The organism is Sneathiella marina, assembly GCF_023746535.1.
In the GTDB taxonomy this organism is placed as follows: domain Bacteria; phylum Pseudomonadota; class Alphaproteobacteria; order Sneathiellales; family Sneathiellaceae; genus Sneathiella; species Sneathiella marina.
Window position 1 is genome coordinate 1599080 of sequence record NZ_CP098747.1, and the last position, 16189, is coordinate 1615268.

The following is a 16189-nucleotide window of genomic DNA, read 5'->3' on the forward strand; positions in this document are numbered from 1 at the left end:
AGATTTTAGCGGCTATAAACAAGTAAGTCTTTTTGATCCGTATTTGCAAAGGCGTCTATCTCGTTCAGCCGCACCGGATCCTCGGCAAGGTTTTGAAATTCATATATATGGGTATAGTGGGATTGAACGAACTCAACAAATTCCCGCGTCTTCTGTTCACCCATGAAATGGGGCGAAAACTCAAAGAAGACTGGCAGTTTGCTGCCAATGGTTTTCTGGATTTCCTGGAGGATTTCGAAATCAAAGCCTTCTATATCCATCCAGACAAATTCGACTTGCTCAGGTTCTATGGAATAGGTGTTTATCAGGCTTTTTATGGTAATTGCAGGGACTTCCACGGAGTTCGAATTTCCGGGTAATTCAAGCAAGGAATGGCCGCCGCTGACATCTTCTTCCTTAAGATTCAGATTGATGACACCATCTTCTGTGTAAATCGCGGCATGATGGGGTTCAATGGACTCTGTCCAGCCATTTACCCGGACATTCGCATGCAAAAAATCAAAGTTCTTTGGCGCGGCCTCAACCGCAATGACCTTTTTAAATTTACCCGTTAGATACAGATACAAGGTTTGGGTGCCTATATTGGCACCAAGGTCCATCGCCACGCCGTTCCCGCTCAACATTTCCTTATCTTCCAGAAATGCGACAACCTTTTCTGTTTCCGTACGGCCCCAGTTTCCATGCAGGACGACAGATCTGCCAACAAGATCTCTTGGATCACAGATGATAAGATGATCCTCTTCACGGATGGTCACCGCGGAAAGGCGTTCCGGTAAGGATTTACAAATTACTTTCAGACCTTTAACACTGCTGAAGAATTTTTTTAACGGCTTGTCCCGGAATTCCCTTACAAAGAATTTTTCAAGTTTATTGGCCATGGATTCCGCTAAATTTCTTGATGGTATTGAAACGAAATAAATCCGCACGGCAGAGTGTAATATGACAAACAGGATACTGGCCAGTAAAATAGCGTTTCGGCTTAGTATTCCAGCCTGTGCCATTGTAAGCGGTGTCGGAATTCGATATTGTCGCGGTCGAAAATTAATTATGTGAAGAATGGTTTCTCTATAAATTATGCCCGTATTTGATATTCAAAATCCCAGCAGCCCGAACCGGCTATTATTCACGGTTGATCATGCCAGCCAGCATATTCCGCCAGCTTATAACAGCTTAGGCCTTAATGATCCGTCCGTACTGCATCGGCATATCGCCTGGGATATCGGCATTGAGGATGTAACACGGCGGCTCGCGGACAAATTGTCGGCGACGGCAATATACGCGCGATTTTCGCGATTGTTGCTGGATGCGAACCGGTATCCCGAAGATATGGCCTTGACACCGGTCGTCAGTGACGGTGTCCTGATACCAGACAACAAGAATATTTCGGCACAGGAAAAAGAACACCGGATCGATACCTACTTCAAGCCTTACCATCATTCAATCGAAGAGCAGTTAGATACAAAAATCGCGGCCCATGGCTTGCCTCTGTTAATCTCCATGCACAGCTTTACACCAATTATGAATGATTTTGAGCGGCCGTGGCATATCGGTGTTCTGTGGGACCGGGATGAGCGAATTGCCGGCCCGATGTTGGAAATTTTACGGAAAAACAGCTCCCTGGTCGTTGGCAATAATGAACCCTATTCGGCAAGGGATCCTTTGGGCTACACTATGTCTGCCCACGGGATAGACCGTGGTGTTCCCAATGTCGCCATTGAAATCAGGCAGGATTTGATTGATACCCATCAGGGCGCGGAAAAATGGGCCTGTATCATGGCGGACACAGTGTCACAGCTCCTGGAATTGGTGCCGGTGGATCCAATTGCAGTGTAGGCACCAAAATATAATGTAGGATATAAGGCAGGGGGAGCCGGGATGAGTTTGCAGGAGCCGACATTTACCATTGGGATTGAAGAGGAATATCTTCTCGTCGATCTGGAAACAAGACAGTTGGCGCAGGAACCCTCGGACGCCATCCTGAGTGAATGCCAAAAAAGATTGCCCGGGCATATCGTTACGCCTGAATTTCTGCGCTCTCAGCTTGAAATAGGCACGCGAATTTGTGCCAATATTTCGGACGCACGAAATGCCCTGCACGAATTACGCGGTACTGTATCGGAAGTCGCAAATCGCCATGGTTTGGGGTTGATGGCGTCCTCGGTCCACCCCTTTGCGGACTGGCAGGGCCTCAAGCATACCCCGAAAGAGCGTTACGATATCATTGCCCGCGATATGCAGGCAACAGTGCGCCGGATGATGATTTGCGGCATGCATGTGCATTGCGGTATAGAAAATCCGGAATTGCGCATCGACCTGATGAACCAGGCCTCCTATTTCTTACCGCATTTGCTGGCGCTCAGTACCTCTTCACCCTTTTGGAGGGGGGAGAATAGCGGCCTCAAATCCTATCGGGTGAGTGTTTTTGACGCGTTGCCGCGCACGGGTATTCCCGACCGGTTTGAAAGCTATGGCGAGTTCGAAAGGCTGGTCCAGACCATGGTACAGTCAGGGGCCATAGAGGACGGATCCAAATTGTGGTGGGATTTACGCCCGTCGTCGAAATTCCCAACCCTTGAAATGAGGCTCACCGATGTCTGTCCGTTGGTAGAGGATAGTCTGACCATTGCCGCCTTATATTCCTGCGTTCTGCGTATGCTCTACCGGTTGCGCCGTAATAATCAGCGCTGGCGCGTCTATCCGCAGACATTGGTTGCTGAAAATAGATGGATTGCGCAACGCTTCGGTGTTGAGGGTGATTTGATAGATTTTGGCATACCAGGCCCCGTTCCTGCGGCAGAGTTAATAGAAGAGATTATAGGTTTGACGGCTGAAGACGCGGCTTATCTCGGCTGTGAGGCTGAAGTGCAGCATGCGTTGGAAATCGTAAGGCGGGGAACCTCTGCGGATCGCCAGCTCGCCTTGTACCGCGAGAGCACCGCAGGCGGTGATGATAACCGCGCGGCATTGATAAAAGTCGTGGATCAGGTCTTGAAAGAAACTATTTCTGGCATACAGTAAAAGAAACAATCTGAAGAAAGAGAACAAGATGACTGATCAAGAAACATTGGAGCTCGAAGCAGCGACCTATCGACGCTTACGCGATCATTTGCGCAATCGGACAGATGTACAGAATATCGATTTGATGAATCTTTCCGGGTTTTGCCGTAATTGCCTGTCCAACTGGTATATGGAAGCGGCTGCGGAGAAGGGTAAGGAAATCGACAAGGCTGCGGCACGTGAAATTGTCTATGGCATGCCGTTCAGTGACTGGAAAAGCAAGTATCAAACGGAAGCGACTGACGAGCAGAAAGCGGCATTTGCGAAAAGCCATCCTAATCACTGAGGTGAGTTTTTTCCGAATAATCTGAATTGCGGGATGTACGCTGCTGGTCATTTGATGCTACATGTCGGGTCCGGTTTTTCGGACAATAAGTTTCAAAATATTTTTTACGATGAGGTTAAGGTATGGCTGACGTTGGTGGTGTCGCAGCAGATCATTTGCGGTCCTATATTGAGAGAATAGAGCGTCTCGAAGAAGAAAAGAAAGGCCTTGCTGATGATATCAAGGAAATATTTGCAGAAGCCAAAGGCACGGGCTTCGACGTAAAAGCCATGCGGGCGGTCATGCGTTTGCGCAAAATGGACAAAGCAGATTATCAAGAGCAGGAGTATATGATTGATTTATACAAACATGCGCTCGGTATGATTGATGAGATGGCACCCGCCGGTGAAGGAGAAGAAGAAGCTACGGAAAAGGAAGCCGCTGCTTTTTGATTTTCACCAGCAGATATTCGACCCCTTGTATTCAGGCCTGCAATGATTAAGTGAATATAAATGCCATTATAATCTTTATAATGGTATATTCCGGGCTGTGAAGTCATGACAAAATTTTCAACAGATGCTGCCGGGTTTGCGGCGCTGACCCTGTGTGAGCTTATCTTGCAGCAATGTGTGAAGAACAACCTCTTCACACCAACTGAAGGGAAGCAGATTCTTAAAGCCGCGGCGGAACGTCATGAATCCTGTGCTGAAGGGGAAGACGAAAAAATTGCATTGAATATGGAAACGGCGCATCTATTGCGGCGTCTTTCATCGGGCCTGGGACCGTTGTTTGATCCCGAAGGTCGGCCGGCGACGAAAGCCAAAAGACCCTTGCAGGAAACCTGGGTGAAATTTCCCGATTAGGCTGTTCTCAAGATTTCAATACACGTTTGGAGCTTTGAGGAAATTTATCCATAAGGGCTGCCGGACGCGTCGGACGTAGACTGAAATTACCACCGCAATTGGGGCAGACATCCTTATGAGTTTCTGAAGCACAAGCTTCACAAAAGGTACATTCAAACGTGCAGATGTAGGCCTCAGATCCGCCATTTGGCAAATCTTTATCACAGGTCTCGCAGTTCGGTCTTAGTTCCAGCATTATTTACTCTCCTCCGGTGTATGATAGGCGCGGCACAAACGATGCGATAGAGCCAATTCATATCCGTTAGGGGAGCCATTCGTTGGCTGAGCGATTATTCGGCAGCTTGCCTCTCGACTTCAGGTTCCAGGAACAAGGACATTAAATGTGCGAGATCGCCCTCATAGGTTTTGATGGCGGCATCCTTCACATGGCCATATCCGCGGACATGCAGAGGTAAACCGGCAATTTCAAGCGCAATGACATAGTTGTCTTTGGTAAGTCCGGTCATCAGATCTGCGGTTGTTTTTTCATAGTCGACAATCAGTTTTCTTTCATGCCTGCGGTCCGCGAGATAGCCGAAGGGATCCAGGGGAGTGCCCCGTAACCCTTTGAATTTCGACAAGATACCAAACGCCTTCATCATATAGGGGCCAAATTCCTTTTTCTTTAAATGACCGGTTTCAGGGTCACGTTTTGAGAACATGGGCGGTGCGAGATGGAATTTCAACTTATAGTCGCCGTCCATCATGGTCTCTACTTTTTGCATAAATTGCGGATCCGTATAGAGGCGGGCGACTTCATATTCATCCTTATAGGCCAATAGCTTGAAATATGATCGGGCGACGGCTTCCGTCAGTTCGGATTTACCCGGCTCCAGCTCAGCTTCTTTAGTTCGCATGGCGTCTGCCAGCTTTTTGTATTTTGCGGCATAGCGCTTGTTCTGATAACCGCTCAGGAACTGCTCACGGCGAGCGATTATTTCGTCTATATCCTCGGCAGGTGCTTCAAGGGTAACCGGGCCTTTCAATTCCTCTACCTCTGCCAGAACCCGATCCGGGTCATGGGACATGACACGCCCCCAGGCGAAGGCTTTCTTGTTGGCTTCAACCGCAACACCATTTAACTCAATGGCCCGCAAAAGAGCTTCTTCGCTGAGAGGAATGAAACCCTGCTGGAAGGCGTATCCCAACATGAAAAGATTGGTCGCAATAGAATCGCCCATCAATGTCGTTGCAATATCACTGGCGTTGACGATGAAGCAGGCATCATCGCCGACGGCGTGGCGAATATGATCCAAAGTATCCTGGACAGGGAAGGGGGCGTCAGGATCAAGGGTGAAATCCATTGTTGGCGCCGGATGTGCATTGATAACCGCATTGGCGACACCGACATCCAGCTTGGCGAGAGAATCATATGACCCGGAGACAACCATATCACAGCCGATCAGCAAATCGGCCCGTCCGGCGGGGATACGCACGGCATTGATATGCTCCGGCGTCGGGGCAATATGGATATGGCTTGTCACGGCGCCGCCTTTTTGGGCGAGGCCCGCCTGATCAAGGACCGAAATGCCCTTGTTCTCCAGATGGGCGGCCATACCGAGCAAGGCTCCGATGGTTACAACACCTGTCCCGCCGATACCGGTGATCAGGATACGGTACGGATGCTCGAGGATGACCGTGGCCGGTTGCGGCAGATTTTCCGCAGGGTTTTCAGCCGCACTTGGCTTGGCTTTTCTTAGCTCCCCGCCCTCAATGGTAACGAAGCTCGGGCAAAACCCTTTTACGCAGGAGAAATCCTTGTTGCAACTGGACTGGTTGATGGTCCGCTTGCGACCAAACTCGGTTTCAACGGGTTCAACGGAAAGGCAGTTGGATTTCACCGAACAATCACCGCACCCTTCACAAACCAGGTCATTGATGACAACTCTTTTTGCGGGGTCCGGGAAGGTCCCGCGTTTGCGTCGCCGCCGTTTTTCAGCAGCACATGTCTGATCATATAATAGAATGGACACACCGGAGATTTCCCGAAGCTCTTTCTGGATTTTGTCCAGGTCATCGCGATGGTGAATTGTCGTTCCCTTCGGCCAGGGGGTGCCGGCAGGATATTTATCCGGCTCGTCGGATACGATCCGCATCGTTGTGATGCCTTCGCCGGCCAGTTGTTGCGCGATCTGCCAGGGAGTAAGCTGGTCATCCAGCGGCTGGCCGCCGGTCATTGCCACGGCATCATTATACAGGATTTTATATGTCATCGTGGCCTTGGCGGCGATTGCCTGGCGGATGGCGAGAAGCCCGGAATGATGATAGGTGCCGTCTCCCAGATTGGCAAAAATATGCTTTTCATCCGTAAAATGCTGCTGACCGACCCAGGGAACACCTTCGCCGCCCATTTGCGTGAAAGTGTCCGTGTTTCGATCCATCCAGGTCACCATGAAATGGCAACCGATACCGGCGACAGCACGACTGCCTTCGGGGACAACCGTTGAGGTATTATGCGGACAGCCGGAGCAATAGAAAGGCGTCCTGATGAGTTTGGCCGGCTCCGCATTGAGTTGCCGTTCTTTCCTGTCGAGAAAAGCGAGGCGGTTTTCGATGGACTCAGAGGTGTAGAAACGGCGGATACGCGCTGCAATGACCCGGGCAACCAGCGCTGGTGTCAATTCCCCGGTAGAGGGCATGATCGCATTCTTCTCATCATCGAATTTGCCGATGATCCGAGGACGGACTGCTGTCTGCCAATTATAAAGCTGTTCTTTCATCTGGTTTTCGATCATCGCCCGTTTTTCTTCGATCACGACGACTTCTTCCAGACCTTCCGCGAAAGTGCGAACCCCTTCCGGGTCCAGCGGCCAGGGCATACCGACTTTATACACACTTAGGCCGATATCAGCAGCGAGTTCATCGGTAATTCCAAGATCGCGCAAGGCTTGGCGGACATCCAGATAGGACTTGCCCGTTGTCACGATCCCAAGGCGCCGCTTCGGGCTATCCATGACGACCCTGTCAATGTTATTGGCGCGGGCAAATTTCCGGGCGGCATAAATCTTATGTTCGTTGAGGAGGGTTTCCTGATCAAACCGGTTATCATTGGGTCGAATATTCAATCCGCCTTCCGGCATGTCGATTTCCGGTAAAACAAACTGTCCGCGTGTTGGCGAGACATAGACAGATGCGCCGCCTTCAACGGTTTCTGAAATACATTTAAATCCGACCCAGAGACCGGAAAAGCGAGACATCTCTATGCCAAGAAGGCCATAATCGAGAATTTCCTGCACACTGGCAGGATGCAGGACAGGCATCATCCATCCGGCGAAACCATGCTCGCTTTGATGGGCGATGGAGGAGGAGACAATGCCATGATCATCTCCGGCAAGGGCAAGAACACCGCCATATTTCGACGTGCCAGCGCTATTGGCATGACGGAAAACATCGCCGGTCCGGTCAACGCCCGGTCCCTTGCCATACCAGATTCCAAAAACGCCGTCATAATTGGCGCCTTTAAACAGGTTGAGTTGCTGGCTGCCCCAGACAGCTGTTGCCGCCAGATCCTCATTTATGCCCGGTTCAAAATGAATATCATTTTGCTTGAGCAACGGTTTGATCTTCCACAGGGACTGGTCATATCCCCCTAGCGGAGACCCCCGGTATCCTGAGATAAATCCAGCTGTATTCAGGCCGGCTGCCTGATCGCGAGCCTTCTGCATGAGAGGGAGTCTCACCAGGGCTTGAATACCGGTGAGAAAGACGCGCCCGTCTTCCAGTTCATATTTATCATTGAGGGAAACGTTGGCCAATTGCATGCGAGGAAACTCCCGATAACGTCTGGTTTACTATCTGTATATATAATAGCACTATCATTTATTGCAATAAAGGTCAATATTGCTGACATAAATAAATTAAAGTGATTTTTGCCACATAATTTGAGAGTTTCGTTGGCGTGTTTTAAAAACCGAAGCTAAGTTACCATTGCGTGAAGGATTAGGGATAGGAAATGACGGTATTAGTAACGGGCGCTGCAGGATTTATTGGCATGCATGTTTCCATGGCGCTGCTTGATGCGGGCGAGCATGTCGTTGGAATAGATAATCTCAGCGCCTATTATGACGTCCAATTGAAACAGGCGCGGCTGGATGAATTACGTAAGTATGAGGCATTTTCATTCCTCAAGCTCGATCTTTCGGAGGGGGAAAGCATTGTGCCCGCGCTGGCTGAAATCCCGAATATTACGAAGGTTGTCCATTTGGCCGCACAGGCCGGTGTCCGATACAGCCTTGAACATCCCTTTGACTATACGCAAACAAATGTTACGGGCTTTCTTGCAATACTGGAATATTGCCGGCAATTGGATAAATTGGAACATCTGGTTTTTGCCAGTTCCAGCTCTGTCTATGGTGGCAATACAGAACTTCCATATTCAGTAGACCAGTCGGTTGATAAGCCGGTGTCCCTTTATGCTGCAACGAAAAAAGCCAATGAGCTGATGGCCCATTCCTATGCGCATCTTTACGGTATCCCGCTTACCGGATTGAGGTTTTTTACCGTCTATGGCCCCTGGGGAAGGCCGGATATGGCCTATTGGACCTTTACGGAGAAAATGTTGCAAGGTGAGCCGCTACCGATATTTAACAGGGGCGAAATGAAACGGGATTTCACCTATATTGACGATATTGCCAATGGCGTACTTGCTGTTCTTGCCGCGCCACCAGTGAATAACAGTGAGGCAGCTCCTTACCGCATCTATAATATTGGCAATCACCGGTCCGAACCCTTGCTTAATCTGGTTAGCACACTGGAGGCATCCCTGAAGGTTAAGGCCAACCTGAAAATGATGCCCATGCAATCGGGTGATGTAAAAGAAACCTTCGCAGATATTGACCCCATACGCCGTGATGTGGGATATGAACCGGCAACATCCTTGCAAGAGGGTATCCCAAAATTTGTGGAATGGTACAAATCCTATAAAAAAGGCTAATTTAGTATGTCGAATGCATTCGATATAAATCAGATTCAAAATATTATTGATACGGGTATCCCGCATTGTTCGGAAATAGGCATCAAGGTCCATGATATGGATGCGGGTGGCGTAATCTTCAGTCTGCCCTATGACGCCCGGTTTGCCGGCAATCCCATGAACGGAATTTTACATGGGGGTATCATAACGACATTGATCGATACGGCGGCGGGGATGTGTATCTACACACGCTTGCAGAAATATCTTCCGATAGCCACCCTCGATTTGCGGATCGATTACCTCAAGCCGGCGACGCCGGGCGAAGAAGTTTTCGCCCATGCCAGCTGTTACAAAATTACCAAGCAAATCGCCTTCACGCGGGCAATTGCCTATCACACGGACCCGGAAGATCCCATTGCCAACAGCGTCGGTACATTTATGCTGAAATCAAGCGAGACGAAGCCTTTGGATCGGGTTTCCGGCAAGGGAGGGCGCTAGTATGGACAACATTTCAACAGAGCAGTTCGTTGCCATACTTAAAGAGGCAAGGGAGGCTAAGGATTGGACCAGTACTTTCGAGATGATTCCCTATTTCAGCTTCCTGGGCATGCGTCTGGATACGGAAAATGACCGATTTGTCAGTATCCTGCCCGGGGATAATAAATTTATTGGCAATCCGGTATTGCCGGCGCTTCATGGCGGTGTCATCGGTGCGTTTTTGGAAAGTGCGGCGATGGTCCATTTATTTGCAACTCAGGATGTGACACGGGTGCCGAAAATTATAAATATTACCGTGGAATATTTACGCTCTGCCAAGCCCATTGAAACCTATGCCGAAGCCATCATAACAAAGCCGGGGCGACGTGTGGCGAATCTGCGGGTTGAAGCCTGGCAGGGGGATCGCAATAAACCGGTCGCGGCAGCCCATGCTAATTTTCTTGTTAGTTGATGTTTCCTGCCTATGTAAGGTTAAAGATATCATAAGTTTCGGAGTTCCCAGCACATGAATAATACAGCCCTGTCCAACCTGCCCGAATGGGACCTGACGGACCTCTACCCCTCGCGAACATCGGCCGAGCTCAAGGAAGACTTGGAAACAGCGGCTGAAGATGCGCGGCATTTCGCAGAGCATTACAAAGGAAAACTCAGCGATCTGGCGGGGCAGGAGCTGTATCTGGCCATTAGCACCTTCGAGGAAATCGGCGAATTGCAGGGCCGGATCATGTCCTACGCCTATCTGGTGTATGCGGGAAATATGTCGGATCCGGAAATCGGCAAATTTTTTCAAACCATGCAGGAGAAGGTCAACGAGATTTCGACGGATCTGTTGTTCCTGACGCTGGAACTGAACAAGATTGACGAGACCAAACTGGCTGAAATGTATGAGGGCAGCAGCCTGAAGAAATACGAGCCCTGGATCAGGAACGTACGCGCCTTGCAACCCTATCAGCTCTCCGATGAACTGGAGAAATTGCTGCACGAAAAAGATATCGCGGGCCGCAGTGCCTGGGTTCGATTGTTCGACGAGACCATCGCCGGCTTGAAGTTCGAGGTGGATGGAGAGGAAATGGCGTCACAGCAAGTCCTGCATCTTTTGTCGAGCAAGGAAAGCGACGTTCGTAAAAAAGCGGCGAAAAGCCTGGGGAAGGTGTTCGGTGAGAATGTCCGGCTTTTTTCCCTGGTAACCAATACGCTTGCTAAGGATAAGGCCATTGAAGATGACTGGCGCAATGTTGGAAATCCCGCGGATATGCGGCATCTGTCAAATCAGGTGGAGCCTGAAGTCGTGGACGCCTTATCTGCCGCGGTCCAGGCTTCCTATCCCTCCTTGTCCCATCGCTATTATACGCTCAAGGCGAAATGGATGGGCGTTGAAAAGCTCGATTACTGGGATCGAAACGCACCGCTCCCCGAAGAAGACGACCGGATCATCTCGTGGAATGAAGCACGGGATACGGTCCTGGATGCCTATGGTCGGTTCTCTCCCGAGCTTTCTGAACTGGGACGGAAATTTTTCGAGAATCCCTGGATTGATGCGGCTGTTCGTCCGGGTAAGTCGCCGGGTGCTTTCGCGCATCCAACCGTGCCAAGTGCGCATCCATATTTGCTGTTGAATTATCAGGGAAACACTCGGGATGTCATGACCTTGGCGCATGAGCTTGGGCATGGGGTGCATCAGGTTCTCGCAGGTCCGCAAGGCGGGCTGCTGGCGGATACACCCCTGACCTTGGCGGAAACAGCCAGCGTTTTTGGAGAGCAACTTACCTTCAGGTCGTTGCTTGAAAAAGAAACCGATCCGGTGAAACGCCGGGTGATGCTGGCAGGCAAGGTCGAGGATATGCTCAATACCGTTGTCCGGCAGATTGCCTTTTACGAGTTCGAGAAGAGGGTTCACGACGCCCGCAAGAAAGAGGAACTCTCTCCGGATCAGATCGGCAAGATCTGGATGGATGTGCAAAAGGAAAGTTTGGGGCCGGCTATCCGGCTGCATGATGAATATCAGTATTTCTGGTGTTATATTCCGCATTTTATCCATTCTCCGTTCTATGTTTACGCCTATGCCTTTGGAGATTGCCTGGTTAATGCGCTTTATGCGGTTTATCAGGACGCGGAGGAAGGATTTCAGGAGAAATACTTTGAAATGCTGAAAGCAGGCGGCACCCTGCGGCATAAAGAACTTCTGGCGCCGTTCAACCTTGACGCCTCCGATCCGGCTTTTTGGTCAAAAGGCCTCAGTGTTATCGAAGGCTTTATCGATGAGATTGAAGCTCTTTAAGGTCGGTTTAAGCCGTAAATTCTCATTTTTTGCAGGTTCTACCGCGACAATCTATTGCTCCGGCAATAGATTTCGGTATATTGCAGTGCAAACTAATACGAACTGACGAGTGAGAAGCGAAAGGCCTAAATGATGACCGAGCCCGGACAAATGAACATTGATGCGCAGAAAGAGTCCTTTAATGCCTTTGTGAAACTGTTCACATTTGGCACAATAGGTGTTGTCATTCTGCTTATTTTGATGGCGATTTTCTTACTCTAGAACGCCTGAAAGGTCCAAAGGGCCATTCTATGTTGAGCGATGTTGCGGGGCATTGTTCAAACCCACGTTAATAACAAAACCAAGAGGATCGATTATGAAAATCGCTATCCCCAGAGAGCGTCGGGACCACGAAACCCGTGTTGCCGCGTCTCCGGACACAGTCAAGAAATTTGTGGGCCTGGGCGCGGAAGTCCTTGTCGAGGCAGGGGCCGGTACAGCCAGTTCTTTCCAGGACGCAGATTATGAAGCTGCCGGAGCAAAAATTACATCTGATGCGGCGGCGGCCGTTAATGATGCCGATGTTGTCCTGAAAGTACAACGACCGCTTACGGACGCAGAAGGCGGGCCGGACGAACTGTCCCAGATGAAGAAAGGCGCCATGCTGATTTCACAATTGGCGCCCTTACAGAACAAAGAACAGGTGGCGGCTTATGCTGCGGCCGGTGTCGATGCCATCGCCATGGAACTGGTGCCGCGTATCAGCCGGGCCCAGTCCATGGATGTCTTGTCTTCCCAGTCCAATCTGGCCGGATACAAATCCGTGCTGGACGCAACATCGGAATATGGCAATGCCATGCCGATGATGATGACCGCTGCCGGTACCATTGCACCGGCGAAGGCCTTTATCATGGGGGTTGGTGTTGCCGGATTGCAGGCCATTGCCACCGCCCGCCGTCTTGGTGCTGTCGTGACCGCGACGGACGTTCGGGCGGCGACCAAGGAACAGGTGGAAAGCCTGGGCGCCAAGTTCATCATGGTGGAAACCGACGAAACCGGTGAAGATGCCGGGGGTTATGCCAAGGAAATGAGTGACGATTATAAAAAACGTCAGGCCGAGCTGGTGTTCGAGCATGTGAAGAAGCAGGACATCGTCATCACCACAGCGCTTATTCCGGGCCGCGAAGCACCTATTCTTATTACCGATGAGATGCTGGCGGTGATGAAAGCCGGATCCGTGATCGTCGATCTTGCTGTGGAGATGGGCGGCAATGTCACTCAATCCAAACCGGGTGAAGTTGTGACGACAGCAAACGGGGTCAAGATTGTCGGCCATCGCAACGTGCCGGGCCGCCTTGCAGGAGACGCCTCGGCCCTTTATGCCAAGAACCTCCTCAACTTCCTGACCCCGATGATGGACAAGGAAACCGGCGCTCTCAACATGGATTGGGACGACGAGATTATTCAGGGCAGTGCGCTCACCCGGGATGGCAAGATCATCCACCCGCTTTTGACTGAAGGAGGGAACTGATTATGGATATTGTTGATCCGACCGTCTTTAGGCTGGCCGTATTCGTGCTCGCCATTTTTGTTGGCTACTATGTGGTCTGGAGTGTGACACCGGCATTGCATACACCGCTCATGGCTGTCACCAATGCCATTTCCTCCGTTATTATTGTTGGCGCGCTGATCGCGACGGGCCCGGATGATTTCTCTCTCGCCAAGATATTCGGCTTTATTGCCATTGTCCTCGCGTCGGTGAATATTTTCGGAGGATTCCTGGTGACCCAGCGGATGCTGTCCATGTACAAGAAAAAACAGAAATAGGGGAACAGATCCGTGTCAGCTAACATTACGGCGCTCGCCTATTTGGTCTCGTCAATTCTTTTCATCCTCGCGCTCAGGGGCCTGTCGTCCCCGGCAACCTCACGCCGCGGGAATATCATGGGGATGGTCGGAATGGCCATTGCCATGATCGTCACTATCCTCAACCCCGATGTGGTCTCCTATGACTGGGTGATCGGCGGGATCGTTCTGGGCGGTGCCATTGGCGCCGTGATTGCCCAGCGTATCGCCATGACGGCTATGCCGCAGCTGGTTGCTGCGTTCCATAGCCTTGTTGGTCTGGCCGCCGTCCTGGTGGCCGCGGCCGCTTTTTACAACCCCGAGGCCTATGGTATTCTCGATGCCTCAGGTACCCTGACCGTGCTCAGCCGTATTGAAATGTCGGTGGGTATTGTTATCGGTGCCATTACCTTCTCCGGTTCCGTGATCGCCTTTACCAAGCTGCAAGGTCTGGTCTCCGGTAATCCGGTGACATTCCCCGGGCAGCATATGGTCAATCTGGCAATCGGGCTTGTGATTGTCGCACTGGTTATCTGGTTCTGCGTGGATCTGGATCCGCGTATCTTCTGGGCCATGACGGCTTTGGCCTTCATCATCGGCTTTATGATCATCATTCCCATCGGCGGCGCGGATATGCCGGTGGTGGTGTCCATGCTCAACTCCTATTCCGGTTGGGCTGCCGCAGGCATTGGTTTCACCCTGGAAAACACGGCGCTGATTATCGTTGGTGCACTGGTCGGTTCCTCCGGTGCCATCCTGTCCTACATCATGTGCAAGGCCATGAACCGGTCCTTCTTCAGTGTTATTCTCGGTGGCTTTGGCGGCGATGCTGCCGTTGCCGGCCCGGACAAGGGCGACCGGCCGCATAAGGCAGGGTCTGCGGATGACGCGGCCTTTATCATGAAGAATGCCGGCAAGGTGATCATCGTGCCGGGCTACGGACTTGCCGTTGCGCAGGCCCAGCATGCCTTGCGCGAAATGGTCGATTTGCTGAAAGAAGCCGGTGTTGACGTGGTCTATGCCATTCATCCGGTCGCCGGTCGGATGCCCGGTCATATGAACGTGCTGCTGGCGGAAGCCAACGTGCCCTATGACGAGGTGTTCGAGCTAGAAGAAATCAATTCCGATTTCTCAACCGCCGATGTCGCTTTTGTGGTTGGGGCCAATGACGTGACCAATCCCGCCGCCCGCGATGATCCGCAGAGCCCGATTTACGGCATGCCGATCCTTGATGTGGACAAGGCGCAGACGGTATTGTTCGTCAAACGCTCCATGTCCGCAGGTTATGCCGGTATCGACAATGATCTGTTCTACAAGGACAACACCATGATGCTCCTGGCCGATGCCAAGAAGATGGTCGAGGAAATCAGCCGGTCGCTCTAGCGCTTACCAGATAACCCAAAAAAAAGCCGCGATTTCTGTCGCGGCTTTTTTATCGGGTTGTCAGGCATTGAGCCAATTCAACTAGATGTGATCCGGTTGTTGTATTATATCGTATATATTGAGAAGATAATCTGGAGATCCGCATGCGGCTGATTATAATTTTAACTGTCATGGCGGTCGTCGCCTCCGGATGTCAAATGACCGTCGGCGGGACGCTGTCGAAAAGCTATAATACCGGCAAGTCAGATGGTCGGCGCCCCTAACTCTTGCAACATCAGCTAAAGGGATGCTCAAATGAAAATGATGGTTTTACTGTTGGTTCTCCTGGGGGCAGCCGCCTGTCAGACGACGGATGGCAAACCGCGGGCACAGGATCCCAACTGCTGCACCTGGGGAAATGACCAACATCCCTGATGCCGGGCTGCTCGGCTGAGAGGCAGCGTTTTTCGCTGAAGAATGACAGAAAGAAGAGACATTGCGGCTTATATTACTAATCGGAATAATCATGACCCTGTCAGCCTGCCAGACAGATGACTGGCAGAATGACCCGGATCGGATGTGCTGCCAATGGGGTAACCATCAGTCCCGGTAACATTTGGTCAGCCCTGCAGCGATTTTGAGTAGATGCAAACCCGCGTTTTATCGGGATCATATATTTTTGTTGTCTGTGCTTGATTGCCGAGTCATTCTATCCCTCTAAGTTTTACTGACGAAGATAGGGCCTGGAATGACGTTAGAGACACTTGCACTCATCATCATGATTATTGTGGCGATTATTTTGTTTTACGCGATCATCGCCATTCATGACATTCCCTACAACATTGCGAAAAAGCGCAATCACCCCCATGCGGAGGCCATTCATTACGGCGGATGGGTGAGCATGTTCACCTTGCACGCCATTTGGCCGTTTCTGTGGATCTGGGCGACGCTGTATCATGCGTACCGTGGCTATGGCTTCTCCGATGGCGGCGCGGCTGCGGCCGCCATGACCGGAAAACTGGAGGCGCTGGAAACACGGATGGACAGGCTGGAACAGTCTGCCGCTCCCGAAGACGCGGAAGGATAGGCAT

At 51.0% G+C, this 16189-nt stretch carries 16 protein-coding genes and 1 pseudogene; 14 read left to right on the plus strand and 3 right to left on the minus strand.

The features are described 5' to 3' along the window. Positions 1 to 5: 5 nt before the first annotated feature. A complete protein-coding gene (locus NBZ79_RS07655; RefSeq protein ID WP_251937067.1) occupies positions 6 to 878 on the minus strand; it encodes an FkbM family methyltransferase in 873 nt (290 codons plus the stop codon). Positions 879 to 1074: 196 nt separating this feature from the next. On the opposite strand from NBZ79_RS07655, the gene NBZ79_RS07660 reads away from it, so the two are divergent. The 5 genes from NBZ79_RS07660 to NBZ79_RS07680 all read left to right on the plus strand — a co-directional run bounded on the left by NBZ79_RS07660 (position 1075) and on the right by NBZ79_RS07680 (position 4185). Beyond that, positions 1075 to 1833: an N-formylglutamate amidohydrolase gene (locus tag NBZ79_RS07660; protein WP_251937069.1), complete on the plus strand. Its 759-nt coding sequence runs from the start codon at positions 1075 to 1077 to the stop codon at positions 1831 to 1833. 48 nt (positions 1834 to 1881) lie between these two features. Continuing rightward, positions 1882 to 3018, plus strand: coding sequence for a carboxylate-amine ligase (locus tag NBZ79_RS07665; protein WP_420854591.1), 1137 nt, complete (start codon positions 1882 to 1884; stop codon positions 3016 to 3018). Between the two features lie 28 nt (positions 3019 to 3046). After that, positions 3047 to 3343, plus strand: coding sequence for a DUF1244 domain-containing protein (locus tag NBZ79_RS07670; RefSeq protein WP_251937073.1), 297 nt, complete (start codon positions 3047 to 3049; stop codon positions 3341 to 3343). Between the two features lie 122 nt (positions 3344 to 3465). Next, entirely contained in the window at positions 3466 to 3774 is a 309-nt protein-coding gene (locus NBZ79_RS07675) for a DUF2312 domain-containing protein (protein ID WP_251937075.1), read from the plus strand. Positions 3775 to 3879: 105 nt separating this feature from the next. Then, positions 3880 to 4185: a hypothetical protein gene (locus tag NBZ79_RS07680; protein ID WP_251937076.1), complete on the plus strand. Its 306-nt coding sequence runs from the start codon at positions 3880 to 3882 to the stop codon at positions 4183 to 4185. A 7-nt stretch (positions 4186 to 4192) separates the two neighbouring features. Here NBZ79_RS07680 and NBZ79_RS19675 read toward each other — a convergent pair whose 3' ends face one another. Beyond that, positions 4193 to 4420 carry a DUF1272 domain-containing protein gene (locus tag NBZ79_RS19675; protein WP_420854565.1) on the minus strand — a complete coding sequence of 76 codons (228 nt, stop codon included), beginning with the start codon at positions 4418 to 4420 and terminating at the stop codon, positions 4193 to 4195. A gap of 94 nt (positions 4421 to 4514) precedes the next feature. Next, a complete protein-coding gene (locus NBZ79_RS07685; protein WP_251937078.1) occupies positions 4515 to 7985 on the minus strand; it encodes an indolepyruvate ferredoxin oxidoreductase family protein in 3471 nt (1156 codons plus the stop codon). A gap of 191 nt (positions 7986 to 8176) precedes the next feature. Between NBZ79_RS07685 and NBZ79_RS07690 the strand changes: the two genes are divergently transcribed. The 9 genes and pseudogenes from NBZ79_RS07690 (at position 8177) to NBZ79_RS07725 (ending at position 16185) form a co-directional block, all read left to right on the plus strand. Then, a complete protein-coding gene (locus NBZ79_RS07690) occupies positions 8177 to 9157 on the plus strand; it encodes an NAD-dependent epimerase/dehydratase family protein (RefSeq protein WP_251937081.1) in 981 nt (326 codons plus the stop codon). Between the two features lie 6 nt (positions 9158 to 9163). Next, positions 9164 to 9634 carry a PaaI family thioesterase gene (locus tag NBZ79_RS07695; protein WP_251937084.1) on the plus strand — a complete coding sequence of 157 codons (471 nt, stop codon included), beginning with the start codon at positions 9164 to 9166 and terminating at the stop codon, positions 9632 to 9634. Position 9635: 1 nt separating this feature from the next. Further along, entirely contained in the window at positions 9636 to 10085 is a 450-nt protein-coding gene (locus NBZ79_RS07700; protein ID WP_251937087.1) for a PaaI family thioesterase, read from the plus strand. A 54-nt stretch (positions 10086 to 10139) separates the two neighbouring features. Then, positions 10140 to 11912, plus strand: coding sequence for a M3 family oligoendopeptidase (locus NBZ79_RS07705; protein WP_251937088.1), 1773 nt, complete (start codon positions 10140 to 10142; stop codon positions 11910 to 11912). 150 nt (positions 11913 to 12062) lie between these two features. Then, positions 12063 to 12173: an aa3-type cytochrome c oxidase subunit IV gene (locus tag NBZ79_RS19680; protein WP_420854592.1), complete on the plus strand. Its 111-nt coding sequence runs from the start codon at positions 12063 to 12065 to the stop codon at positions 12171 to 12173. A gap of 94 nt (positions 12174 to 12267) precedes the next feature. Further along, complete coding sequence (locus NBZ79_RS07710) at positions 12268 to 13422, plus strand: Re/Si-specific NAD(P)(+) transhydrogenase subunit alpha (protein ID WP_251937091.1); 1155 nt, start codon at positions 12268 to 12270, stop codon at positions 13420 to 13422. 11 nt (positions 13423 to 13433) lie between these two features. Then, positions 13434 to 13718: pseudogene (locus tag NBZ79_RS07715) on the plus strand (NAD(P) transhydrogenase subunit alpha part 2); the annotation flags it as partial. A 12-nt stretch (positions 13719 to 13730) separates the two neighbouring features. Continuing rightward, positions 13731 to 15119, plus strand: a complete 1389-nt coding sequence (locus NBZ79_RS07720) for an NAD(P)(+) transhydrogenase (Re/Si-specific) subunit beta (RefSeq protein ID WP_251937096.1) — start codon at positions 13731 to 13733, stop codon at positions 15117 to 15119. 727 nt (positions 15120 to 15846) lie between these two features. Beyond that, complete coding sequence (locus NBZ79_RS07725; RefSeq protein WP_338056140.1) at positions 15847 to 16185, plus strand: DUF3302 domain-containing protein; 339 nt, start codon at positions 15847 to 15849, stop codon at positions 16183 to 16185. Positions 16186 to 16189 lie beyond the last annotated feature (4 nt).